Here is a 22295-nt window from a genome sequence, read left to right on the forward strand (position 1 = left end):
CGTGGGTGTGGTGAGCACCCAAAGCACTGACCAAGGCACAGACCAAGGCACTGACCAGGGCACCGACTGGAAGAGTGATCTGCGGCAGCGCGGTTACCGGCTGACCCCGCAGCGGCAGCTCGTGCTCGAAGCCGTGGACACCCTGGAGCACGCGACCCCCGACGACATCCTCGTGGAGGTGCGGAAGACCGCCTCGGGGGTCAACATCTCCACGGTGTACCGGACCCTGGAGCTCCTGGAGGAGCTCCAGCTGGTCAGTCACGCCCACCTCGGGCACGGGGCGCCGACGTACCACCTCGCGGACCGGCACCACCACATACACCTCGTCTGCCGCGACTGCACGAACGTCATCGAGGCCGATGTCGAGGTCGCCGCCGAGTTCCGGGCCAAGCTGCGCGACACCTTCGGCTTCGAGACCGACATGAAGCACTTCGCGATCTTCGGCCGCTGCCGGGACTGTTCCATGAAGACTTCAACTGAGTCTTCAATTACCGAGTCGTAGGCTTACCGGTATGAAGAGCCCTCTGCTGTCCCTGCCCGGCGCCGTCTCCGGCGAAGGAGTGGACGAAGGCGTCGCCGCCCACTACGGCGACCTGTTCCGCGAGCAGCGCGCCCTCGCCGACGGCACCGGTTTCGTGGACCTCTCGCACCGCGCTGTGGTCGCCGTCACCGGCGACGACCGGCTGAGCTGGCTGCATCTCCTGCTCACCCAGCACGTCAGCGACCTCCCCGCGGGCGTCGCCACCGAGGCGCTGATCCTCTCCGCGCACGGCCACATCGAGCACGCCCTCTACCTCGTCGACGACGGCACCACGGTGTGGATGCACACCGAACCCGACACCCAGGAGGCGCTGATCGCCTACCTGGAGTCGATGAAGTTCTTCTACCGCGTCGAAGTGGCCGACCGCACAAGCGAGTTCGCGGTCGTGCACCTCCCCGCCGGTTCCATCGCCCCGGTGCCCGACGGCGTCGTCGTACGCGAGACGCCGTACGGCCGCGATCTCTTCCTCCCGCGCGCCGACCTGGAGTCGTACGCCGAGAAGGCGGGCCCGCCGGCCGGGCTCCTCGCCTACGAGGCGCTGCGCGTCGAACACCACCGCCCCCGCCTCGGCTTCGAGACCGACCACCGCACCATCCCGCACGAACTGGGCTGGATCGGCACGGCGGTTCATCTGCAGAAGGGCTGCTACCGGGGCCAGGAGACGGTCGCCCGAGTGCAGAACCTGGGCAAGCCCCCGCGCCGCCTGGTCTTCCTCCACCTCGACGGCAGCGAGGTCCATCTCCCGGGCCACGGCACGGAGTTGAGGCTCGCGGAGGAGGGTGCGGAGGGCCGGAAGATCGGCTTCATCACCACCTCCGTACGCCACCACGAGCTGGGGCCGATCGCCCTGGCGCTGGTGAAGCGGAACGTGCCGCTGGACGCGCCCCTGCTGGCCGACTCGACGGCCGCGGCCCAGGAAGTGGTCGTAGAGCCCTAGGCCCTAGAGCCCTAGATCACTAGAGGTCCACGACCACGGTGAACGGGCCGTCGTTCGTCAGTGAGACGCGCATCGCCGCGCCGAAGCGGCCCGTCGCCACCGTGGCGCCCAGGGCGCGGAGTTGGGCCACGACCTCGTCGACCAGCGGCTCGGCGACATCGCCGGGGGCGGCGGCGTTCCAGGTGGGGCGGCGGCCCTTGCGGGCGTCGCCGTACAGCGTGAACTGGCTGATGACGAGCAGCGGGGCATCGATGTCGCTGCACGACTTCTCGTCGTGCAGCATGCGGATCGACCAGAGTTTGCGGGCCAGTTGGGCCGCCTTCTCCTTGGTGTCCTCGTGGGTGACGCCGACGAGGACGCAGAGCCCCTCGCCCTCGATCGCCCCGACCGTCTCGCCCTCGACCACGACACTCGCGCCGTCCACCCGCTGCACCACTGCTCGCATGGGTCCCATGATGCCGTGCGGGTGGGAAGTGGTTGCGGCGGGCCTATTTTTGTTGCTTAACCCCCCATCTGGGGCCGTTCGGGGGCACTCGGTCACATAGCGGCCAGTTGGGGTGGCACGATGCTGTCCACACGCCGGTCGAGGGGACGGGTAGAGGCACATGAGCACACCGAGTACCGGGCAGCCCCCCGGGACTGTCTCGCTGATCCGCGCGGGAGGAGCGGCCACGCGCCGCCCGCCCGTGCAGCGCGTCGACAGCCCGCTGCTGCCCGCCGAACCGGCCGCACCCGACCTGACCGCACTGCGCCTGACGGAGCTGCGCGCGCTGCGCCGCGACGCCCAGCGCGACGAGGCCGACCTGAGCTACGTACGGCGGCTCCTCCAGGGCCGTATCGACATCCTGCGGGCCGAACTGGCCCGCCGCTCCCCGGCGGGCGCGGCCTCCGTCGTCGACCGTCTCTCGGAGATCCTCACCGACGCGCCCGCCCGGCACCGCTCCTCGGCCCGGCACGTCACCCTCGGTACCCCGCACAGCGAGGAGTACCGGCTGCTGGCCGCCGAGATGCTCGCCGAGGTCGAGCTCTCCGACCTGGAGGCCCGCACCGACCTCGAACTGACCACCGCGATGGGCCGTCTCGTCCGGTACGAACAGCAGGTGTCCCGTCGCCGTCAGGTCCTCCAACACACGGCCGACGGCTGCAGCGCGGAGATCGCCCGCAGGTACCGTGAGGGCGAGGCGCAGGTGGACGACCTGCTCGTGTGACTCGTGTGAGGGGTGCGCGTGACGGCCGAGGATTCCTTCGTCGCACCCCCGGTGCTCGCCGAGGTGGTCCGCTCCGGCTTCGTCGAGAGCCGTCACCGGGGCAGCCTGGTGGTACTGGCGGCGGACGGTTCCGTGGAACTCTCCCTGGGTGATACGACCACCCCGGTCTTCCCCCGCTCCTCCAACAAGCCCATGCAGGCGGCCGGTGTCCTGCGCACAGGCCTCGACCTCACCGGCGAACGCCTCGCCCTGGCCGCCGCGAGCCACTCGGGCGAACTCTTCCACCGAGATCTCGTACGCCGACTGCTCGCCGAACACGGCCTGGACGCAGGCCAGTTGCAGTGCCCGCCGGACCTCCCGCTCGACCCGGTCGAACAGGAGACGTACCTCGCCTCGGGCGCCGTACGCAACCGGATCGCCATGAACTGCTCCGGCAAACACACCGCGATGCTGGCGGCGAGCGCGCTGCGCGGCTGGCCGCTGGAGTCGTATCTCGACCCGGACCACCCGCTCCAAAAACTTATCCACAGGGCTGTGGAGGAAGCGGCGGGGGAGCGGGTGGCGGCCGTGGGGACGGACGGCTGCGGCGCCCCGCTGATGGCGATCAGTCTCACCGGTCTGGCCCGCGCGTTCCGCTCCTTCGTCCTGGCCGCCCCCGGCTCCCCGGAACGCCGGGTCGCCGACGCGATGCGCGCCCACCCCGAGTACGTCGCCGGCACCCGCCGCCCCGACACCCTGCTGATGCGCGCGGTACCGGGCCTGCTGTCCAAGATGGGCGCCGAGGCCGTACAGGCGGTGGCCCTGCCGGACGGGCGCGCCGTGGCGTTCAAGGTGGAGGACGGGGCGGGGAGGGTGTTGGGGCCTGTGCTGGGGCGGGCGCTGGACCTGATGGGCGTACGGGTTCCGGAGTTCGGCAAGGTGGCGGTGCTGGGCGGGGGACGTGCGGTGGGGGAGATCCGGGCGGCGTTCTAGGCGGGCCTCGCCTTTGGCATTGCGGCTCTTCTGGTGTCTTTTCGGTGCTTTTCCCATGGGGGCCGACCCCCATCAGCCCGTCCGGCGTTTGAGGACGAGGCCCCTTCAGGGCCGACGGGGGTCTGGGGGCGCGGCCCCCAGGCGGGGTCGAAGGGGCGGCAGCACCTGGTGACGGGACGGGCAGGGGCGGCGGGGGCGAAAAAATCCCCGCCGCACCAGCCCCCACCCGACCTACCGTGACCCCATGACCAGCCCCGCACACGACCTCGCCGTACGCCCGGTCACGCAGCCCGAGATCCCGGACTGGATCCGCGCCCTGAACACCGGCTTCCTCCGCACCCCCACCGTCGACGAGGCGGAACTCACCGACCGCAGCACCTACATCGACCCGTCCCGCACCCTCGGCGCCTTCGACGACGGCCGCTGCGTGGCGACCTTCCGCTCCTTCCCCCAGGAGATCACGGCCGTCGGCGGCACCCCCGTCCCCGCCGACGCCATCACGAACGTCAGCGTCACCGCCACCCACCGCCGCCGAGGCCTGCTCACCCGGATGATGACCCAGGACCTCACCGCGGCCAAGGAGCGCGGCGACGTCGTAGCGACCCTCATCGCCGCCGAGTACCGGATCTACGGCCGCTACGGTTTCGGCCCCGCCACCACCGCGACCCACTGGGACATCGATGTCCAGCGCGCCGGCCTGGACCCCCGCTGGTCGGCCCCGGAGGACGGCGCCCGTATCGACCTGACGGACGCCGAGGACGTACGCAAACTCGGCCCCGAACTCCACGAGCGCCTGCGCCGCCTCCAGCCCGGCGTGATCAACAGGGACGACCGCTGGTGGCAGATCGCGACCGGTGCCGTACGACCGGGCCGGCTGTCGTGGACCGAGCCGTTCCACGCCGTCTACCGCGCGGCGAACGGCGAGGTGGAGGGCCTGGCCGCGTACTACTGCGACGGCGCCTGGACCGACGCCAAGCAGCCGGGCGAGACGGCCACGGTGAAGGATCTGATCGCGACGACCCCGGCCGCCGAACGCGCCCTGTGGCAGCACGTCTGCTCGCTCGACTGGGTGACGAGGGTGAAGTCGTGGCGTTCCCCCGACGATCTGCTGCCCCACTTCCTGCCGGACCCGCGCGCGGCCACGATCACGACGCAGGCGGACTTTCTGTGGGTGCGGATCCTGGATGTCGTACGGGCCATGGAGGCGCGGTCGTACGAGGGGGAGGGCACGCTGGTCTTCGAGGTGACCGACGCGGCCGGACTGGCGGGCGGGCGCTACCGGTTGGACGCCTCGACGCAGGGGGCGTCCTGCACGCCGACCACGCAGAGCGCGGAACTCGCCCTCGACGTGCGGGAGTTGGCGTCGCTGTGGCTCGGTGACGTGTCGGTGCCCAGGCTGGTGGCGCTGGGCAAGGTGCGGGAAGAACGAGCGGGCGCCGCCCGAGTGGCCGACGCCCTGCTGCGTACGTCCAGGCGGCCTTGGTGCCCGGACATCTTCTGAACGCTCCTCGCTGTGCGGCCGGTTGGCGGCGGGTGGGTGGACTCATCCGTAGCTGTTCAGTTGTGGTTGTCGTGCGGTTGTGCGGTCGAGCCGGCCGACCGGGCTCTCGGCTCCCCTCCAGGAGAGAGGTCCGGTCGGCCAAGTTACCTAAGTTGGTAACCAACTCTCCTCTAGTTATCTCCTCTTGGATGCGTCTCATAACCACCTTTCTTTGAACTGCCCAAAGATGGCGAGAAGTTGTAGTGTTTGGTCGTGGAGCCCGAACACGCCACCGTCAATGGACGGTCGAGGTCACCGCGGCCACAGTGGTCACACCGCGAGCTGGCCGACGAGCTGCGCACCAGGATCAGGTCCGGTGTCCTGCGGCCCGGCCAGCGCATGCCCACCCAGGCCAAGCTGGCGGACGAGTTCGGCGTCGAGCGCGGGGCCGTGCGGCAGGCCCTGCGCATCCTGCAGTCCGAGCGACTGCTCACCAATGTGTCCAAGGGGAGCCCGGCGACCGTGGCCCCGGACCTCGGGCTGGCCCTGACCGGCCCCGGAGCTCCGCCGCAGCCCACGATGGTGGGCCTGGCCCCGCGCATCGCGGAGGCCTTCGCGCAGCCGCACGTGGAGATCGAGGCGCTGTGTCTGACGGCGGTCTCGCTCCAGCTGGCCATCGCCGAGCCGCTGCGCCAGATCCACGCCAGGGAGCTGAATCCGGCCAAGGTCGATGTGCGGGTGCTGCTGCCGAGCAGTGACATCGAACTCGCGTTCCCGTCCCTGGTGGACTCCCCGGAGGACGGCCGGCTGCAGCGGCGCTGGCTGGCCCAACGCAACGCGCAGGGCCAGGTGTTGAGCCACAATCTGCTGGCCCTGCGCGCGACGCACGGCATCGACGTGCACATCACGTTCCGCGCGCTGCCGTTCACGCCTCCGGTGAAGCTGTACCTGCTCAACGGCTCGGAGGCGCTCTTCGCGTACTACACGCTGAGCCAGCGCGAGGAGGAGATCGGTCAGGAGCAGGTGGAGATGTACGACGCGGAGGGCACCCAGTCGATGCTGTTCGCGTTCGAGCAGGGTGCGGGACTGCGGGACACGACGTTCGTGGAACAGTCCCAGCTGTGGTTCAACGCACTGTGGGAGACGATCAGTTCGGAGCTGAGGCTGACGAGCTGATCGTCTCCCGCGGTGGCTGATCCGGAGGGCGGTTTACGGATCACAGAGCGGGTCCGGTGAACAGCAGGGCCAGGACGACTGCCCCGATGGAACTGATGGCCGGACTCTTGGCCTTGATGCCGATGGAGATCAGGAGCAGGCCGATGATGCCGGTGGCGCCGAACTTCCACTGGACGATCTGTTCGAAGCCGACGACGAAGACGGCGGACAGGAGGGCGATGGCAGGCACGGTGTTTCCCCCTTCGGGCTGCGGAAGCAAAACTTCCACCAACTTGGATAAGTTGGCAGCCAACTCTGCTTAAGTTGTTCCCGTTTGGTACCTACTCACACCTACTCGCCATCAAGTTCCAAACAACTCCCCTTAGATGGGGCAGAGTTATACCGTTTGGTCGTGACCCAGGAGAACGTGGCAGTGAACGGCAGCAGAAGCTTCTCGCCCCAGGAGATCGCCGACGCCCTACGGGACCGTATCCGTGCCGGTGACCTCAAGGCGGGAGACCGCCTGCCCACCCAGACCGCCCTGGCCGAGGAGTTCGGCGTGGAGCGGGGGGCCGTACGACAGGCCCTGCGAGTTCTCCAGGAGGCCGGACTGCTCACCAACGTCAGCAAGGGGAGTCCGCCCACGATCGCCGAACAGGCGGTCGGGCCGGACGGGCCCCAGCCGACCATGGTGGCGCTGGCGCCCCGCCTGTCCGACGCGTTCGCCGAGCCGCACGTCAAGATCGACGCGGCCTGCCTGACCGCGGAGAGCCTCATGCTGGCGGTGAGCGAGTCGGTCCGGCTGATCCACGGGGGCCAGGTCCGCCCCCTCTCGATCGACGTCCGGGTGCTGCTGCCCTCCCGGGACATCGCGCTGGCCTTCCCCGTCCCGGTCGAGGGCCGCGGCGGCGACGACCCGGTCCACCAGCGCTGGCTGACCATGCGCAACGCCCAGGCCCAGGTCCTCCAGCACAACCTGATGGCCCTGAGAGCCACCCACGGCATCGACGTCCACGTCACCTTCCGCGCGCTGCCCTTCACCCCGCCGATCAAGCTCTACCTGCTCAACGGCGAGGAGGCGCTGCTCGGTTACTACGTCCTCAACGAGCGGGAGGAGGAGTACAAGAGCCAGACCCTGGAGATGTACGACGCCGTCGGCTCGCAGTCCGTCCTGTTCGCCTTCCTCAAGCAGGCCGGTCAGCGCGACGCCGCCTTCGTGGAGGAATCGCAGAAGTGGTTCGACGCCCTCTGGGAAACCATCACCACGGACCTGACACTCTCCTAGTGACTCCTGATACGGCGCAGACTGTTCCGGTGACAGAAGAGACAGGCACCGTACGCGAATTGATCACCGGCGCTCGCTTCGTCCTTTTCGACTTCGACGGCCCGATCTGCCGGCTGTTCGCGGGGCTCTCGGCGGAGGGCGTGGCGAAGGACCTCGTGTCCTGGCTGGAACGGCAGGGGCTGCGAGAACTGCTGACGCAGAGCGAGCGGGTGCACCCCGATCCGCACGTCGTCCTGAACGCGGTCAACAAGCGCCACCCGCGCAGCGATCTGGTCGACGAACTGGAGGAGTTGCTCACCCAGCACGAACTCAAGGCCGTCGACTCGGCGTACCCCACCCCGTGGGCGGACCCGCTGATACGCACCTGGAACGCCGTCGGCATCCATCTCGCCGTCGCCACCAACAACTCCCCCCGCACGGTCACGGAGTACCTCCACGGCCGGGGCCTCCTGGAGTGCTTCACCCCGCACGTCTACGGCCGCACGAACGACCTCGACCTCCTCAAGCCGAACCCCCACTGCCTGAACCGCGCCCTGCGCGCGATGGGCGCCCACCCCGCCGACGCCCTGATGATCGGCGACACCCCCTCGGACTTCGAAGCGGCCCGCCGGGCGGGCATCCCGTTCCTTGGCTACGCGCGTAACGAACATAAGGAAACGTTGCTGCGCAGGGCGGGGGCGGACGCGGTGGTGGGGTCGTTGCGGCCGGTACTCGACTCGGTACGGCGTGGTTAGCGGCACCGTCGCGCCGCTGACCCCGGCCGGACGTACGTCTCATAGCTCTCGGCGGTTCAATGGGCGGGTTCTCCGGCGTTGCTTGACGCCTCTGGAGTAACGTGCCTCATCCCTTACTCATCGGCTCAACCGGAACGGGCTGAACCCAGCGAATGACACCCCAACTCACCGGTGTTCGGCAGCGCGCCGACGAACTGGTCGGCGCAAGCGGTGTGGTGACCGGCCCGCTCAAGGGCTATCACCACGAGACGTATGTGCTGGCCATGCCGGGCGAGACGCGGATCGTGAAGCTCCGCGAACCGCGCGAACGGATCCTGTGGTTCGACCGCAGGTGCTTCCGGTCGGAAGAGGCCCTGCTCCGCGAACTGGACGGACGGATCAGCCGTATCCCCGTCATCCACGAGGTGGAGGGCATGGCGCTGCAGGTCTTCATCGAGGGCCGCACCCTCAAGTCCCGCCCGTGGGGCGATCGGCGGATCCCGGAGGGGGTCCGCAGCCAGATCGTCGACCTGTTCGGGGAGTTGGCGCACGTCACGCCCAACACCCTTGCAGTGGAGCGCAGTTGCGAGACCGAGGACCGTGCCGAGGACGGCGACTGCGACGGCTTCCTGGAACGCCTCGTCGTCTTCGTGGAAGAACAGGTCTATGAGAAGAACTCCCGCGACTTCGGGCGGCTCTTCACCGAACTCGGCCTCCATCCGGACGCGTTCGTGCAGCTCAGAAAGAACGTTTCCGGGTTGACCCGGCGCGACTTCTGCCTGCTCCACGCGGACCTGCACCGGGAGAACTTCGTCCTCGACCCGCTCAACCAACTCTGGTCCATCGACTGGGAGTTGGCGATGCTGGGCGACCCGCTCTACGACCTCGCCACCCACCTCTACCTGATGTCCTATCCGGCGGACCAGGAACGCCGGATGGCCGAGGACTGGGCGCGAGCCGTCCGTGGAGTGCGTCCCGGCAGCGCGCGGGGCTGGGCGGACGACCTGGACCGCATCCTCGCGTTCAAGCGAGCGCAGTCGGTGTTCACCGACGTCATCCGATTGTCGCTGTCCCTGCGCGACGGATCGACCGTGAAATGGGCCCGGCTACCGGCAGCGGTCCGGAAACTCCAGGTGATCATGACGGCCGCGGCGGAACCCTTGGGCCTGGCGGAGATTCCGAGCAGGCCCCGGATCGCCACGGCACTCGCGCGCTGGGTCAGCAAGGCCGACCCGGCTGTCATGGACGGAGCGGTAGCGTCCGGGGCATGACTGATGCCACCGACCTCACCGACTTCGAGGACATCTCCACCACCACTCTCGCCGAACTGCTCGGCCGCGAGCGGGTCATGGACATCGGCATCCGGCCCCTGTGGGGTCCGCTGCCGCGTCTCGCCGGGCCGGCCTTCACCGTCAGGTGCCCGCCCGGCGACAACCTCATGCTGCACGCGGCCATCTACCGCGCCGAGCCGGACTCGATCGTCGTGGTCGAGTCGGGGGACCTGGACCACGCCCTCGCCGGCGGGAACGTCTGCGCCATCGCCCAGCGGCGGGGCATCGCCGGCTTCGTCCTCGACGGCGTGATCCGCGACCTGGGCGAGGTGCGGGCCGCGGGCTTCCCCGTCTTCGCGCGCGGTGTCATCCCGATCCCGGGCGGCAAGAAGGCCGTACTCCCGTTGAACGAGCGCGTGAGCTGCGGAGGAGCCACCGTCCACGCCGGGGACGTCGTGGTGGCCGACGAGGAGGGCATCGTCGTCGTACCGGCCGACCGTAGGGTGGAGATTCTCGCCGCGGCCCGGGCCCGGCTGGAGAAGGAGTCCGCCGAGACCCTCGACGACTGGGAGAAGGCGCATCGGGCGCGGGTCGACGAGCTGTTGCGCGCGGGCGGCTTCGAGGAGTGATGTGAGAGAGGTCCTCTGATGCTTCTCTTCCTCGACGTCGACGGGACGCTGCTGCCCTTCGGCGCGTCCCGCCCGTACCCGGTGTACGACTCCGGCTTCGCGCCGCCCGCCGCCGACGCGCCCCCGCTGCTCACCCGCATCGACCCCTCCCTCGGGCCACGGCTCGCGGCCTTGCGCTGCGAACTGGTGTGGGCGACGACCTGGATGGACGACGCGAACACGTGCGTCGCGCCCTGGCTCGGTCTGCCCCAACTGCCCCTGGTGGACTGGCCCGACTCGGCCGAGGACGGGGTGGGGGACGGCGCGGGCGGGCGGCTGCACTGGAAGACCCGGCCGCTGGTCGCCTGGGCCGCCGGGCGGCCCTTCGTGTGGGTGGACGACGAGATCGGGGACGCCGACCGCGACTGGGTGGGTGCCCATCACCCCGGACCGGCCCTGCTCCAGCGCGTCGACCATCGGTACGGGATCACGGACGCGGATCTCGTGGCGATGGGGGAGTGGGTGACGGCCAGTCGGTGACGGGGTTCCCTACAACAAGGGCTCCTCGGACGACAGTTGCAGCAGTGTCCTGGCGCTCTCCGTCGCGCCCGCCGCGCGGGTCGCGGCGGAGGCGCCGGGGAAGTGGCGGTTCCAGGCCGCCGCGCGGCCGAGGACACCGAGGCGGGTCGCGAGGGTCAGGGCGCGGCGGAGTTCCGTGGTGGTGTGGCCGTTTCCGGTCCAGGGCTCCAGGTAGGCGTCCCGCAGCCGGGGCAGTGCCTCGGGGCCGTAGCGTTCGCGGACCCGCCCGGCCGGGACCAGGAAGCTGCAGAAGGGGTGCGAGACGGCGGCGTCGCCCCAGTCGAAGAAGGTGTAGCGGCCGGGGGCCGGGTGGAACAGCTGGCCGTCGTGCAGATCGGAGTGGTCGAGGGAGTCCGGGATGCCCAACTCGGCGAGTTCGGCGCAGAGTTCGCGCAGCAGCGGCCGTAGGGCATGCAACTGGGCCGGATCGACGGCCGGTTCGGCGGTGGTCCCGATGAACTGCACCACCTCGTCGAAGACTTCGGGCAGGGCCGTCGTCCGGGCGCTGGGGACGCCGAGTTGTTCGAGGTCCTTGGTGTGCGGGATCAGGGCGCGTTGCATGGTCGCGTACTGGCGCAGGGGTTCTTCCCAGGCGCGAGGGTCGGCGGGGGTGCGGTCGAGGACCTGCCGGAAGAGTTCGCCGCCGTGGGGGAGCAGGGACCAGCCGCGGTCGGCGTCGACGGCGAGAGGGTCCAGCACGTACTCCGGGACCCAGCGGGCGAGCGCGGCGGTGAGGGGTGCCTCGAAGGCGCCGGCCGGCGGATTGGCCTTCAGCCAGACAGCGGCGGGACCTTCGGCCAACCCTTCGACGGGGATCCGGACCAGGACCGACCACGGGCGCAGCCGCACACCCAGCCGGCCCGTCTCGCGCAGGCCCCGCGCCGCGAGTTCGCGCCGGGCCCAGCCGAGGGCCGCGTTCCGCCAAGTCTCCTGATCCCAGGGCGTTTTGACGTTCTCGTGCTGTCCGCGGTCGATGACCTGCGACGTGTCCTCGTCGTGCATCGCGTCATTCCAGCACCCGGGCCGATGGGTGATCCATCGATTTACCGGCCCGCGCTACCGTGGTGATCATGGCGGACTGGGAGATACGGCCTGCGTCGGCGGCGGACGTCGAGGCGGTCGCCGAGCTGCGTGCCGTCGTGCTGCGGGACGATCTGGAACGGCTCGGGCGCTACGACGCGCACCGCGTGCGGCAGCGGCTGCGGGACGGGTTCGAGCCGGGGCACACCTGGGTGATCGAGGTGGGCGGCGAGTTCGCCGGCTGCGTGGCGCTACGGCCGGACGCGGACGCCCGCTGCCACTGGCTGGAGCACTTCTATCTCGCGCCGGGGTTCCAGGGCGCCGGGATCGGGTCAGGTGTGCTCGCCGAGCTGCTGGAGCGGTGCGACCGCGACGGAGTCCCCGTCGTGCGGCTGAACGTGCTGCGGGGGAGCCCGGCCCGGCGGCTGTACGCGCGGCACGGGTTCACCGTGGAGAGCGAGGATCCGGTGGACGTGTTCATGGTGCGCGAGGCGTCCCGCCGGCCTCGGCCCTGACATCCGCGCTGACATCCGCCCTGACGTCCGCCCGGACATCCGCCCGGACATCCGCCCGGACGTCCGCCCTGACGTCCGCCCTGACATTCTCGGAGGCTGCGTCGTCGTAGACGTATGAACAGAATCCGGTACGTCAGCCTCGGCCTGTTGGCCGTGGTCAGCCTGTACACAGGGACCTGGGCCTATTTCTCGCCGACGGGGTGGTACGCGAACTTCCCGGGGCTCGGACTGAGCTGGTTGCCCCAGCTGGGGCCCTACAACGAGCACCTCGCCAAGGACGCGGGAGCCATGTTCCTCGCGCTGGCCTGTCTGACGCTCGTCGCGCTGCGCCAGGTGCGGAACACCAGGCTGGTGCAGACCACGGGTGCGGTGTGGCTGGTCTTCAACGTGCTGCACTTCAGCTATCACGTACAGCACCTCGACATGTACGGGACGCGGGACCAGGTCCTCAACGTGGTCTTCCTGGCCGCGCTCGTCCTGCTGGCGGCGGTGCTGCTGGTGCCGGTGACGGCCCTCTCGGCGCGACGGGGTGACAGCAAGTGAAGGAGCGGGACGGTATGCGGATCGCGGTGGCGGGCGGGACCGGGTTGGTCGGCCGGTACGTGGTCGAGGAGCTGGCCGCGGCCGGACAGGAACCGGTGGTGCTCAGCCGCTCGCGGGGCGTGGACCTCGTCGCGGGCGGCACCGGGCTCGATGCCGCCCTGGAGGGGGTGGACGCGGTCATCGACGTCAGCAATGTGACGACGACCAGCGCGAAGAAGGCCGTCGCGTTCTTCGACACCGTCGGGCACCACCTGCTCGACGCGGGCGCACGGGCCGGCGTACGGCATCACGTGGTGCTGTCCATCGTCGGCATCGACCGGGTCGGCCTCGGCTACTACCGGGGCAAACTCCGGCAGGAGGCCGTGGTGCAGAACGGCCCGCTGCCCTGGACGGTGCTGCGCGCCACCCAGTTCCACGAGTTCGCCGCGCAGACCCTCGACCGGGTTCCGGGGCCCGTCGCCGTGGTGCCCCGGATGCGGACCCAGCCGGTCGCGGCCCGTGAAGTGGCCCGGCACCTGGTGGACCTCGCCCTCGCCCCCGCCCGGGGCATGGCCCCCGACCTCGCCGGGCCACGCGTCGAGCAACTCGTCGACATGGCGCGCCGGTTGCTGCGGGCCCGGCACCAGCGCCGGCTCCTGCTGCCGGTACGGATGCCGGGCGCGACCGGGGCGGCGATGACCGGGGACGGCCAACTGCCGCTCCCGGGCGCGTTGTTGGGGCCGCGCGGCCGTCAGACCTTCGACGAATGGCTCACCCGGCATGTTCAGCACGTCGGGTCCGTCGAGAAGCCCACTGTCCAGGAAGGATGACCGCGCCGTGCCCAACTCGGGTCAGGATCCGACCCTCGGTTCCCTCATGGCCGAGCGCCGCCGACTGCTCAACCTCGGGTACCGGATGCTCGGTTCGGTGCAGGACGCCGAGGACGTCGTACAGGAGACGTACGCCCGCTGGTACGCCCTGTCGGAGGAGGCGCAGCGGGAGATCGAGGCGCCGCTCGCGTGGCTGACCCGGGTCGCCTCGCGGATCTGCCTCGACCAGCTCGGCTCGGCGCGGGCCCGGCGCGAGCGCTACACCGGGGAGTGGCTGCCCGAGCCGGTCCGGCACAGCGGCACCTGGTCCAGCGCGGGCGGTGCGGGCGCCGACGACCCCGCGGACCGCATCACCCTCGACGAGTCCGTCAGCATGGGGATGCTCGTGCTGCTGGACTCGATGACTCCGGCGGAACGCGTCGCCTTCGTCCTGCACGACGTCTTCGGCCTGCCGTTCACCGAGATCGCCGAGACGGTGGGCCGTACCCCGGCGGCCTGCCGCCAACTCGCCTCGTCCGCCCGCCACCGACTGGCCCGCAAGCCGCCCGGTGCCAGCACGGCCGAGGAGCACGGGCGGGTCGTCTCCGCGTTCCGCGAGGCCTGCGAGACCGGTGACCTCGACGCGCTCGTCGCCCTGCTCGACCCCGACGTCGAGTCGCGCAGCGACGGCGGCGGCAAGGTGCGGGCCGCGCTGCGGCCGGTCGTCGGCCGGGACAAGGTGGCCCGCCTCTTCCTCGGCCTCATGCGCCGAGCTCCCGAGATGGAACTCGTCGAGGAGGACGTCAACGGCATGCCCGGGGTCTCGGTCCGGATCGCCGGCACGACCTTCGCCGTGCTCGCGGCGCAGGTGCGCGACGGGCTGATCACCGACCTGTGGCTGGTGGTCAACCCGGACAAGCTGCGGGCCTGGACGGGGTACGGCGACGGTGATGCGGATGCTGTCGACTAGCCGCTGTCCGCCGGCGGCTGTCCGCTACTCGGACCGCCGGGCGTGCGCGGCCCGCTCCGTGCAGCTGCGGGCGACCGTGTCGGCGAAGGTGCGGGCGAGCGGGGTGAGGGCGTCCCAGCGGCGGACGGCCCAGCCGACCGGGAGCGGGGGCAGAGCGGGGAGGGGGACGAGGCGGAGCGGTCCGGTGCCGGGTGTCCGCCAGCCGGGCAGGAGGGGGACGACGGCGTGACCGAGGCCGAGTTCGGCCAGCAGGAGGGCGGTGTCCCAGTCGGCGACGCCGGTGTCGGAGCTGCTCCGGACGCCGAGTTCGGCGAACGCGGCGTCGAGACGGGCGCCCGAGGTGGAGTTCGGGGGCAGGCGGATGAGGCTGATGCCGCCGACATCCCGCATCCGGGCGGCACTCTCGTCGCCCACCTCCAACGCGTCCGGGACCGCCTCGCCGGCTGGGGTGCCCGCCCGGCCCTGCAACTCGCGGGCCTGTGCCACGCCTGCTACGGCACCGACGGTTTCCCCACCGCCTTGTTGCCGGTGGACACGGGCCGCGCCGGACTCGCCGAGGTGATCGGTGCGGAGGCGGAGGCGATCGTGTATCTCTACGGGGCGTGCGACAGGAAGGCCACGTATCCGGGGCTCGCGGAGGCCGACGGGGTCTTCCGGGACCGTTTCACCGGTGCCCTCCATCGGCCCGGTCCGCAGCTCCGCCGGGACATCGCCGAACTCACCGCCGCCAACGAACTCGACCTGATCCGCCACGACTTCACCTTCCGCGACCGCTGGGGCCCTCAACTCCTCGCCCTCTTCACCCGGTTCAAGCCCCTGCTGAGCCAACCCGCCTGGTCGGACTGCCGGTCGGCCCTCACGCCGTGACGGACTCCGCGATCCGCAGGGCGGCTTGGGCGGGCGTGAGGCGGGTGGTGTTGCCCGCGATGTGCCCGCGATGTGCCCGCGACGGGGTCCGCGGCTGGCGGTCTCCACGACGAGTTGCCGCCAGGGCGGCCGGTGCCGCAAACCGTCCGTCGCGGGCAGCCCCGGCGGGCTGCCGATGAGCGCTACGCCGGCGGCCGGTCGAGTCTGGCGGCCACCGCGTCCAGGACCCAGTCCAGGCCGGTCGCGAAGGACGTCCCGGCGTCGACGTCCGTGCCGTCGTGGACGGCCTTGGCCAGTGCCGGGAAGCGGCCGGTGGCCAGCATGCGCGTGACGTGCGGGCCGGAGGCGCGCTGCCAGTCGCGCTTGGAGAGGCCCGTGGCGCGCTCGGCGCGCAGGTTCGCGATCTCGCGTCTGATCGCGCCGGTGGAGTAGGCGCTGACGGTCTCCACGGCGCGCATGACGGTGTCGATGTCGGCGAGACCGTCGAGGGCGGCCAGCGTCGCCTCGGTCACGGCGAGGCCGTTCGGGCCCAGGCTGGGACGGCCGCCGAGCAGGTCGGCCAGCCATTCGTGACGGAGGGCGGCCCGCCGGGTGCGGTGGGCGAGGACGTGCAGCGCCTCCCGCCAGTCACCGGGCCGCTCCTCGGGGAGGATCTCGGCCTGGACCTCGTCCACCATGAGGTCGAACAGCTCCTCCTTGGTGGAGATGAAGCCGTACAGCCGCATCGGACCGGCGTTCAGCCGGGCGGCGACCTTGCGCAACGACACCGCCTCCAGCCCGCCCTCGTCGGCCAGCGCGACGGCGGCGGCGACGATCCGCTCCCGGTCGAGCGGCACGGGCCGGGTCGGCGGCTCCGGACGGTCCCACACAGTCATGGATGCATCGTACTGTTGCGATACGCCGCCCTGAGTCAATACAGTGTATCGACATGAGACATCGCATCGCCGTAGTCGGGGGCGGCCCCGCCGGCCTCACCTTCGCCCGAGTCCTGCACCGCTACGGCCACCCCGTCACCGTCCTCGAACGCGATCCCGCCCCCGATGCCCGTCCCCCGGGCGGCACGCTGGACCTGCACGAGAAACTGGGCCAACTCGCCCTGGAGAAGGCGGGGTTACTGGCCGAGTTCCAGGCGCTCTCGCGCCCCGAGGGGCAGGCCATGCGCATCCTGGACCCGGACGGAACCGTCCTGCGCGACTGGCAGCCCCGCCCCGACGACCTGGCCAATCCCGAGATCGACCGCGGGCAACTCCGTGACCTGCTGATCGGTCCGCTCGACGTCCGGTGGGGGCACGGCGTGACGCGGGTGGTAGCGGGGGGCCGGGACGGCGTACTCGTCCACTTCGCGGACGGGCGGCAGGAGACGTACGACCTCGTCGTCGGTGCGGACGGCGCCTGGTCCCGGGTCCGCCCGGGCCTCTCGCCGGTGATGCCGCACTACACCGGCGTCACCTCGCTGGAGACCTCCCTCGACGACGTCGACACCCGCCACCCCGACCTCGCCCGGCTGATCGGTGACGGTTCCGTGGCCGTGTACGGCGCGAACCGGAGCCTCGTCGCGCAGCGCAACAGCGGTGGCCACGTGAAGGTGTACACCAAGTTCCGCGCACCGCTGGACTGGCACAAGGACCTGGACCTGGCCGACGCCGAGGCCGTGCGATCGAGCCTGCTGACCCTGTTCGACGGCTGGTCCACCCCGGTCCTCGACCTCCTCCGCCGCGGCACCGCCTTCGCCCACCGCCCCTTCTACGTCCTCCCCGTGTCCCACACCTGGCCCCACACTCCCGGCGTGACACTCCTGGGCGACGCCGCCCACCTGATGCCCCCGCTCGGCGTCGGTGCGAACCTCGCGATGCTGGACGGCGCCGAACTCGCCGAGTCCATCGCCACCGCCCCCACCACCACGGATCTGGACGAGACCGTCCGCGCCTTCGAGGAACAGATGTGGACCCGGGCCGGTAAATGGGCGCAGATCACGACGGCCGGCCTGGAACGCCTGGTGAGCCCGGACCCCGCCGAGGCGATCGCGGTCTTCGACGAGGTGCAGTCGTAGCGCCCCCGAGGGTTTCTACGGGCGGCCCAGTCGCTCGTGCAGCGTGTCGAGGGTCGGCCAGGGCGGACCGTCGTGCAGCGCGCGCAGGAGTTCCTCCCCGAACCACCTCCCGTGCGGAAACTGGTCGCCGCGCTCCCAGCGCCACGCGGCGACCATCGCGAGGACGACCTGGCGGCACTCGTCCAGCAGCCCCTGGTCGACGTTCGGGTAGTGCTCCCAGACCGCCTCGGGAACATGGGCGAGGTCGAACTCGACGGGTCCGCGGCAGCACGTCTCAAGGTCGATGAACATCGGGCCGTCCGTCGTGCTGAGCACATTGCCCGGATGCGGCTCGCCGTGGAGCAACTGCTCCGCGGCCCCGCGGTCCTCGATCGCCCGCCGCAGGTTCGCCAGCCTGCCGCCGAGGAACACGCGTTCCGCGTCGGCGAGTTCCGGCGAGCGGTCCGGGTCGGCGACGACCGCCTCCGCCTCCGTGATCCGGTCCGTGAACCGCGGGCTAGGCACATCGACCTCGCGCATACCGGCGTGCAACTGCTCCAGCGCCTTGGCGTAGTCGACCGGCGCGGTGTGAGACGACACGGGCTCGCAGTACGTCCACAGCGTCACCGCGAAGCCGTCCCGCGTGTACACCCGCGGCTCCGCCCGAGGCTCCAAGGGACACACCGGGCATCCGACTTCGGCGAGCCGCTGAGCGAGCTCGACCTCGAACCGCGCGACTTCTTCTCCCACATGCGCGACCCGGGCAAAGACGTCGCACGGCGTCAGCCGCAGGGCCAGCTTGTTCGAGTTGTGCAGAACGATCGCGCCGTCGGCCGGCAAGCCGAGCGACACGGCGACCGAAGTCGCAGCCGCTGTCGCACGCGTGACGTCGGTGATCTCCATCCGCGCATCCTGGCACGGGTGGGTCAGGGCGGTGCCGATTATTGTCGCCGGGGCTTACAAGGAACGGGAGTTGGCGCTTTCAGGGACCGGGCGGTCGGCGGGGCAGTCCTCCCGGGCGATCGTGCGCCGGGACAGGGAAGCGGTGGTGGAATTCGGCGACGGCCTGTGCGGCAACGAGGAGGCCGTCGCTGAGCACCGACTCGACCACAGCCGCCCCGAAGACCTCCGCACACGCCTGCAGAAGAGCGGTACTGCCCGCACATCGCAGAGACAGGACAGCCACAGTGGGCCGCGCGAGTGGCGTGGCGCACTTTTGCAAGCAGGCGCTTGCAATAGTTAGCAGGGGTGGTGCAAAGTAGAGGCATGGCATCGCTCAACGTCGGCAATCTTGGTGAGTATCTGCGGGAACAGCGGCGCACCGCGCAGTTGTCCCTGCGGCAGCTCGCCGATGCCGCCGGGGTGTCCAATCCGTATCTGAGCCAGATCGAGCGCGGGCTGCGCAAGCCGAGCGCGGAGGTGCTGCAGCAGGTCGCCAAGGCGCTGCGGATCTCCGCCGAGACGCTGTACGTGCGGGCCGGCATCCTCGACGCCGAGCGGGACCGGGACGAGGTCGAGACACGTGCGGTCATCCTCGCCGATCCCACGCTCACCGAACGGCAGAAGCAGGTGCTGCTTCAGATCTACGAGTCCTTCCGCAAGGAGAACGGATTCGAGATCGCCGACGGGGACGAAGGCGTGGAGAGCGGTCCCGGCGTGAGTGACGGTGCCGACGGCAGCGACGCCGACCCGCGGGAGCAGACGGCCGGGTGACGACGACACAACCCGTTGACGACGACACGGCCCGTCCGCCGAGCGCGGAAGCAACACAAACCCTCAGCTGATAGCAACCGGGAAGGACCATCACCATGGCCATCACCGATGACCTGCGTAAGACCCTGAGCGACCCCACCCCCCTCTACTTCGCCGCCGGCACCGCCGACCTCGCCCTCCAGCAGGCCAAGAAGGTTCCGGGCCTGGTCGAGCAGCTGCGTGCCGAGGCCCCGGCCCGGATCGACGCCGTGCGCGGCACCGACCCGAAGGCCGTGCAGGAGAAGGCCGCCGCCCGCGCCAAGGAGGCCAGTGCCAAGGCCAAGGAGGCGCAGGAGACCCTCCAGACCAAGGTCAACGAGTTCCTCACCAGCCTCGACGGCGACCTCAAGAAGCTCGGCAGCACGCTCGACGCCGACCTGAAGAAGTTCGGCGAGTCCGCCCAGGACCTCGCGCTGCGCGGTGTCGGCGTCGCCGCCGAGTACGCGGTCAAGGCTCGTGAGGCGTACGAGAAGGTCGCCGAGCACGGCGAGCAGGCCGTGAAGACCTGGCGCGGCGAGGCCGCCGACGAGATCGAGGAGCTGGCCGTCGCGGTCGAGCCCGACCCCGAGCCGGTCGCCAAGCCCGTCGTGGTGAAGGCCGAGGAGCCCGCCCCGGCCCCGGCCGCTGCCGCGCCCGCCCCGGCGAAGAAGCCCGCCGCCAAGAAGGCTCCGGCCCGCAAGACCACCGCGAAGAAGACCACGCCGCCCGCGAAGTGACACGGACGGGTGATCGGTAACGGGTCGGGCACTCCATGAGTGCCCGGCCCGTTCTTCGGGTACCGGGAATCCGGTTGCGGGTACGGTGACCGCGTAGATGACTAGCCGAGTCTGGTGGTGGACGTAGTGCTGATGCAGGGCTTCACAGGGTTCATGTGGCTGTTGAGCACCGCCCTGATCGTGTTCAGCGGCTTCGCGCTCGTCGACGCCGCGACGCGCCGCGAGGACGCCTATCGCGCGGCGGACAAGAAGACCAAGCCGTTCTGGCTGATCATCCTCGGGCTCGCCTTCGTGGTGAACCTCATCTTCAACATCCTGTCGTTCCTGCCGATCATCGGCCTCGTCGCGACGATCGTGTACATGGTCGACGTCCGCCCGGCCCTCCGCGGCCTCCCCGGCGGTGGCCGCAGCCGCAGGGGCGGCTCCAGCAGCGACGGCCCCTACGGCCCGTACAACGGCGGACGCTGAAGCCCTACGGCCGGGTGGCCGGGGTCACGGCGGGCCAGGTAGCCGGGGTCACGGCGCCCGGTCCAGCAGTACCACCGCCACGTCGTCCGTCAGCTCGCCGCCGTTGAGGTCGCGGACCTCGTTCACCGCCGCCCGCAGCAGTTCCTCACCCCGCAGGCCCTCCGCGAGCTGGCGGCGGACCATCGCCACCATGCCGTCCTGGCCGAGCCGTTCGCGCCGGCCCTCGCCGATCCGGCCCTCGATCAGACCGTCGGTGTAGAGCATCAGGCTCCACTCCGCGCCCAGCTCCACCTGCATCCGCGGCCAGCGGGCACCGGGGAGCAGGCCGAGGGCGGGGCCGTTGTTGTCGTAGGGGAGGAGTTCGGCCGGGCGGCCGGGGCAGGCCAGCAGCGGGGACGGGTGGCCGGCCAGGCAGAGGCCCGCGCGGCGGCCGTCCGGGGCGATGTCCACCGTGCAGAGCGTCGCGAAGATCTCGTCGTCGGCGCGCTCGTGCTCCAGGACCTGCTGGAGCGTGCCGAGCAGCTCGTCGCCGCACAGCCCGGCCAGCGTCAGCGCCCGCCAGGCGATGCGCAGCTCCACGCCGAGCGCGGCCTCGTCGGGGCCGTGGCCGCAGACGTCGCCGATCATCGCGTGCACGGTGCCGTCGGGGGTGCGCACGGTGTCGTAGAAGTCCCCGCCGAGCAGCGCGCGGGAGCGGCCGGGGCGGTAGCGGGCGGCGAAGTGCAGCGCGGAGCCCTCCAGGAGGGGCGTGGGCAGGAGGCCGCGTTCGAGGCGGGCGTTCTCCTGGGCGCGCAGCTTGGACTCGGTGAGCTTGCGCTCGGCCCTGTCGGAACGTTTCCGCTCCACCGCGTAGCGGATCGCGCGGCTCAGCAGCCGGCCGTCCAGCTCGTCCCGGAAGAGATAGTCCTGGGCGCCCACCCGGACCGCCTCGGCGCCGCGCTCGGTGTCGCCGGACGCGGTGAGCGCGAGGACGGCGTGGCGGGGCGCGATCCTCAGCACGTGCCTGAGCACGGCCAGCTCGTCGTCGGCGCCGTCCGCGGCCCGGCCGGGGGCGGGCAGCGCGAGGTCGAGCAGGATGCAGTGGACGTCGTCGGTGAGCAGCCGCTCGGCCTCGGTGAGGTTGCGGGCGGTGCGGACCCGGATCGGCTTGCCGGTCGGGTCGAGCAGCTCGGGCACGATCGGCGAGCCGCCGGGGTCGTCCTCGATCATCAGCAGGGTGAGATGACCGGCGGGACCGCCGGAACCGGTGCGGTGCGCGGCGTCAGCGCCGGTGACCGTGCCGTCGTCGGCCGTGTTCTGCGTGCGCGGGGTCTCCGGGCGCGGGGCTTCCCGGCCTTCGGAAGCGCTCCCCGACGTCTCGCCGGACGCGGTTCCGGACGTCTCGCCGGAAGCGACGTCGGGCGCGTCGCCGGAGCCGTTCCCGGGCGCAGCCCCGGAAGTGACCTCGGAGGCGTCCCCGGGTGCAACCCCGGAGCTGGCCCCAAAGCCGACCCCGGAGGTGGCTCCAAAGCCGTCCCCGGAGGTGGCCCCGGACGTGTCTCCCGGGGTGTCGCCGATCGTGGGTGCGGCCGGCGCCTGACCACTTTCCGCGGCCGGGATCGCTCTCTGCCGCGGTATGGGTGCGGGCATCGTCCTGTTTCCTTCCCTCCCCCCGAGGGCGCGGCGGGGCGAGGGACCTCGACCCACCGACCGGGACCATAGCGGTAGTGGGCGCCGGAAAGGAATGGTGTGAGGCAGGTCGCCTGGCAGGCGGCCACAGTCATATGCCGTGTTCCGTACCGCAGTTGGGCAGGACGGTGGTGGGGCCGGGATGACGAAGGTCACGCCGGGCCGGGGTTTGGGGCGGGTGGTGCGTGTGCTGGGTCACGTGGCTCGGGT

26 protein-coding genes and 1 pseudogene are annotated in these 22295 nt (G+C 70.9%); 20 read left to right on the plus strand and 7 right to left on the minus strand.

The annotated features are described in order from the left end of the window. The first annotated feature begins 1 nt into the window (after position 1). A complete protein-coding gene (locus ACWDEW_RS23775) occupies positions 2-502 on the plus strand; it encodes a Fur family transcriptional regulator (RefSeq protein ID WP_450514939.1) in 501 nt (166 codons plus the stop codon). Between the two features lie 10 nt (positions 503-512). Further along, positions 513-1478: a CAF17-like 4Fe-4S cluster assembly/insertion protein YgfZ gene (gene ygfZ, locus ACWDEW_RS23780; protein WP_450514940.1), complete on the plus strand. Its 966-nt coding sequence runs from the start codon at positions 513-515 to the stop codon at positions 1476-1478. A gap of 19 nt (positions 1479-1497) precedes the next feature. Here ygfZ and dtd read toward each other — a convergent pair whose 3' ends face one another. Then, positions 1498-1923, minus strand: coding sequence for a D-aminoacyl-tRNA deacylase (dtd, locus tag ACWDEW_RS23785; RefSeq protein ID WP_450514941.1), 426 nt, complete (start codon positions 1921-1923; stop codon positions 1498-1500). 160 nt (positions 1924-2083) lie between these two features. Between dtd and ACWDEW_RS23790 the strand changes: the two genes are divergently transcribed. From ACWDEW_RS23790 to ACWDEW_RS23805, 4 genes are all read left to right on the plus strand, one after another. Continuing rightward, positions 2084-2686: an RsiG family protein gene (locus ACWDEW_RS23790; protein WP_026179312.1), complete on the plus strand. Its 603-nt coding sequence runs from the start codon at positions 2084-2086 to the stop codon at positions 2684-2686. A gap of 12 nt (positions 2687-2698) precedes the next feature. Continuing rightward, entirely contained in the window at positions 2699-3658 is a 960-nt protein-coding gene (locus ACWDEW_RS23795; RefSeq protein WP_450514942.1) for an asparaginase, read from the plus strand. A 244-nt stretch (positions 3659-3902) separates the two neighbouring features. Then, the gene (locus tag ACWDEW_RS23800) at positions 3903-5159 is read left to right on the plus strand and encodes a GNAT family N-acetyltransferase (protein WP_450514943.1); all 1257 of its coding nucleotides are present in this window, start codon (positions 3903-3905) and stop codon (positions 5157-5159) included. Positions 5160-5405: 246 nt separating this feature from the next. Then, positions 5406-6314 carry a winged helix-turn-helix domain-containing protein gene (locus ACWDEW_RS23805; RefSeq protein ID WP_450514944.1) on the plus strand — a complete coding sequence of 303 codons (909 nt, stop codon included), beginning with the start codon at positions 5406-5408 and terminating at the stop codon, positions 6312-6314. A 40-nt stretch (positions 6315-6354) separates the two neighbouring features. Here the strand turns inward: ACWDEW_RS23805 and ACWDEW_RS23810 are convergent, their stop codons facing one another. Continuing rightward, positions 6355-6543: a hypothetical protein gene (locus ACWDEW_RS23810; RefSeq protein ID WP_200715320.1), complete on the minus strand. Its 189-nt coding sequence runs from the start codon at positions 6541-6543 to the stop codon at positions 6355-6357. A 156-nt stretch (positions 6544-6699) separates the two neighbouring features. Between ACWDEW_RS23810 and ACWDEW_RS23815 the strand changes: the two genes are divergently transcribed. The 5 genes from ACWDEW_RS23815 (at position 6700) to ACWDEW_RS23835 (ending at position 10710) form a co-directional block, all read left to right on the plus strand. Then, positions 6700-7578 carry a GntR family transcriptional regulator gene (locus ACWDEW_RS23815; protein WP_450514945.1) on the plus strand — a complete coding sequence of 293 codons (879 nt, stop codon included), beginning with the start codon at positions 6700-6702 and terminating at the stop codon, positions 7576-7578. After that, positions 7578-8312, plus strand: coding sequence for an HAD family hydrolase (locus ACWDEW_RS23820; protein WP_450514946.1), 735 nt, complete (start codon positions 7578-7580; stop codon positions 8310-8312). The genes ACWDEW_RS23815 and ACWDEW_RS23820 overlap by 1 nt, the downstream gene beginning before the upstream one ends. 152 nt (positions 8313-8464) lie before the next feature. Beyond that, a complete protein-coding gene (locus ACWDEW_RS23825) occupies positions 8465-9562 on the plus strand; it encodes a phosphotransferase (RefSeq protein ID WP_450514947.1) in 1098 nt (365 codons plus the stop codon). Further along, the gene (locus ACWDEW_RS23830; protein WP_450514948.1) at positions 9559-10191 is read left to right on the plus strand and encodes an RraA family protein; all 633 of its coding nucleotides are present in this window, start codon (positions 9559-9561) and stop codon (positions 10189-10191) included. The genes ACWDEW_RS23825 and ACWDEW_RS23830 overlap by 4 nt, the downstream gene beginning before the upstream one ends. A gap of 18 nt (positions 10192-10209) precedes the next feature. Continuing rightward, a complete protein-coding gene (locus ACWDEW_RS23835) occupies positions 10210-10710 on the plus strand; it encodes an HAD domain-containing protein (protein WP_450514949.1) in 501 nt (166 codons plus the stop codon). A gap of 9 nt (positions 10711-10719) precedes the next feature. Here the strand turns inward: ACWDEW_RS23835 and ACWDEW_RS23840 are convergent, their stop codons facing one another. Beyond that, a complete protein-coding gene (locus tag ACWDEW_RS23840) occupies positions 10720-11751 on the minus strand; it encodes an aminoglycoside phosphotransferase family protein (protein WP_450514950.1) in 1032 nt (343 codons plus the stop codon). A gap of 68 nt (positions 11752-11819) precedes the next feature. Here ACWDEW_RS23840 and ACWDEW_RS23845 point away from each other — a divergent pair, with 68 nt between their 5' ends. The 4 genes from ACWDEW_RS23845 (at position 11820) to sigJ (ending at position 14585) form a co-directional block, all read left to right on the plus strand. Continuing rightward, positions 11820-12284 (plus strand): N-acetyltransferase family protein, encoded by a 465-nt coding sequence (locus ACWDEW_RS23845; RefSeq protein WP_450514951.1) that lies wholly within the window; start codon positions 11820-11822, stop codon positions 12282-12284. 114 nt (positions 12285-12398) lie between these two features. Then, positions 12399-12827, plus strand: a complete 429-nt coding sequence (locus ACWDEW_RS23850; protein WP_450514952.1) for a hypothetical protein — start codon at positions 12399-12401, stop codon at positions 12825-12827. After that, on the plus strand, positions 12824-13636 hold the full coding sequence (locus tag ACWDEW_RS23855; protein ID WP_450514953.1) for an SDR family oxidoreductase: 813 nt from the start codon (positions 12824-12826) through the stop codon (positions 13634-13636). The genes ACWDEW_RS23850 and ACWDEW_RS23855 overlap by 4 nt, the downstream gene beginning before the upstream one ends. Before the next feature lie 7 nt (positions 13637-13643). After that, positions 13644-14585, plus strand: coding sequence for an RNA polymerase sigma factor SigJ (gene sigJ, locus ACWDEW_RS23860; RefSeq protein ID WP_450514954.1), 942 nt, complete (start codon positions 13644-13646; stop codon positions 14583-14585). A 24-nt stretch (positions 14586-14609) separates the two neighbouring features. On the opposite strand, the pseudogene ACWDEW_RS23865 reads toward sigJ, so the two are convergent. Continuing rightward, positions 14610-14981: pseudogene (locus ACWDEW_RS23865) on the minus strand (LysR substrate-binding domain-containing protein); the annotation flags it as partial. Between ACWDEW_RS23865 and ACWDEW_RS23870 the strand changes: the two are divergent. Continuing rightward, positions 14967-15452 carry a DUF6817 domain-containing protein gene (locus tag ACWDEW_RS23870; RefSeq protein WP_450515072.1) on the plus strand — a complete coding sequence of 162 codons (486 nt, stop codon included), beginning with the start codon at positions 14967-14969 and terminating at the stop codon, positions 15450-15452. The pseudogene ACWDEW_RS23865 and the gene ACWDEW_RS23870 sit on opposite strands and share 15 nt — an antisense overlap. Positions 15453-15634: 182 nt before the next feature. Here ACWDEW_RS23870 and ACWDEW_RS23875 read toward each other — a convergent pair whose 3' ends face one another. Next, entirely contained in the window at positions 15635-16327 is a 693-nt protein-coding gene (locus ACWDEW_RS23875; RefSeq protein ID WP_450514955.1) for a TetR/AcrR family transcriptional regulator, read from the minus strand. Between the two features lie 53 nt (positions 16328-16380). Here ACWDEW_RS23875 and ACWDEW_RS23880 point away from each other — a divergent pair, with 53 nt between their 5' ends. Continuing rightward, entirely contained in the window at positions 16381-17502 is a 1122-nt protein-coding gene (locus tag ACWDEW_RS23880; protein ID WP_450514956.1) for an FAD-dependent oxidoreductase, read from the plus strand. 15 nt (positions 17503-17517) lie between these two features. On the opposite strand, the gene ACWDEW_RS23885 is transcribed toward ACWDEW_RS23880, so the two are convergent. Then, positions 17518-18384: a phosphotransferase enzyme family protein gene (locus ACWDEW_RS23885; protein WP_450514957.1), complete on the minus strand. Its 867-nt coding sequence runs from the start codon at positions 18382-18384 to the stop codon at positions 17518-17520. A 363-nt stretch (positions 18385-18747) separates the two neighbouring features. Between ACWDEW_RS23885 and ACWDEW_RS23890 the strand changes: the two genes are divergently transcribed. The 3 genes from ACWDEW_RS23890 (at position 18748) to ACWDEW_RS23900 (ending at position 20417) form a co-directional block, all read left to right on the plus strand. After that, on the plus strand, positions 18748-19194 hold the full coding sequence (locus ACWDEW_RS23890; RefSeq protein WP_381243724.1) for a helix-turn-helix domain-containing protein: 447 nt from the start codon (positions 18748-18750) through the stop codon (positions 19192-19194). Between the two features lie 95 nt (positions 19195-19289). Beyond that, positions 19290-19949, plus strand: coding sequence for a hypothetical protein (locus tag ACWDEW_RS23895; RefSeq protein WP_450514958.1), 660 nt, complete (start codon positions 19290-19292; stop codon positions 19947-19949). A gap of 132 nt (positions 19950-20081) precedes the next feature. Then, positions 20082-20417 carry a DUF2516 family protein gene (locus ACWDEW_RS23900; protein ID WP_078532710.1) on the plus strand — a complete coding sequence of 112 codons (336 nt, stop codon included), beginning with the start codon at positions 20082-20084 and terminating at the stop codon, positions 20415-20417. A 48-nt stretch (positions 20418-20465) separates the two neighbouring features. On the opposite strand, the gene ACWDEW_RS23905 is transcribed toward ACWDEW_RS23900, so the two are convergent. Beyond that, positions 20466-22046 carry a SpoIIE family protein phosphatase gene (locus tag ACWDEW_RS23905; protein WP_450514959.1) on the minus strand — a complete coding sequence of 527 codons (1581 nt, stop codon included), beginning with the start codon at positions 22044-22046 and terminating at the stop codon, positions 20466-20468. Between the last annotated feature and the right edge of the window lie 249 nt (positions 22047-22295).

It is taken from the genome of Streptomyces sp. NPDC001100 (assembly GCF_053598575.1).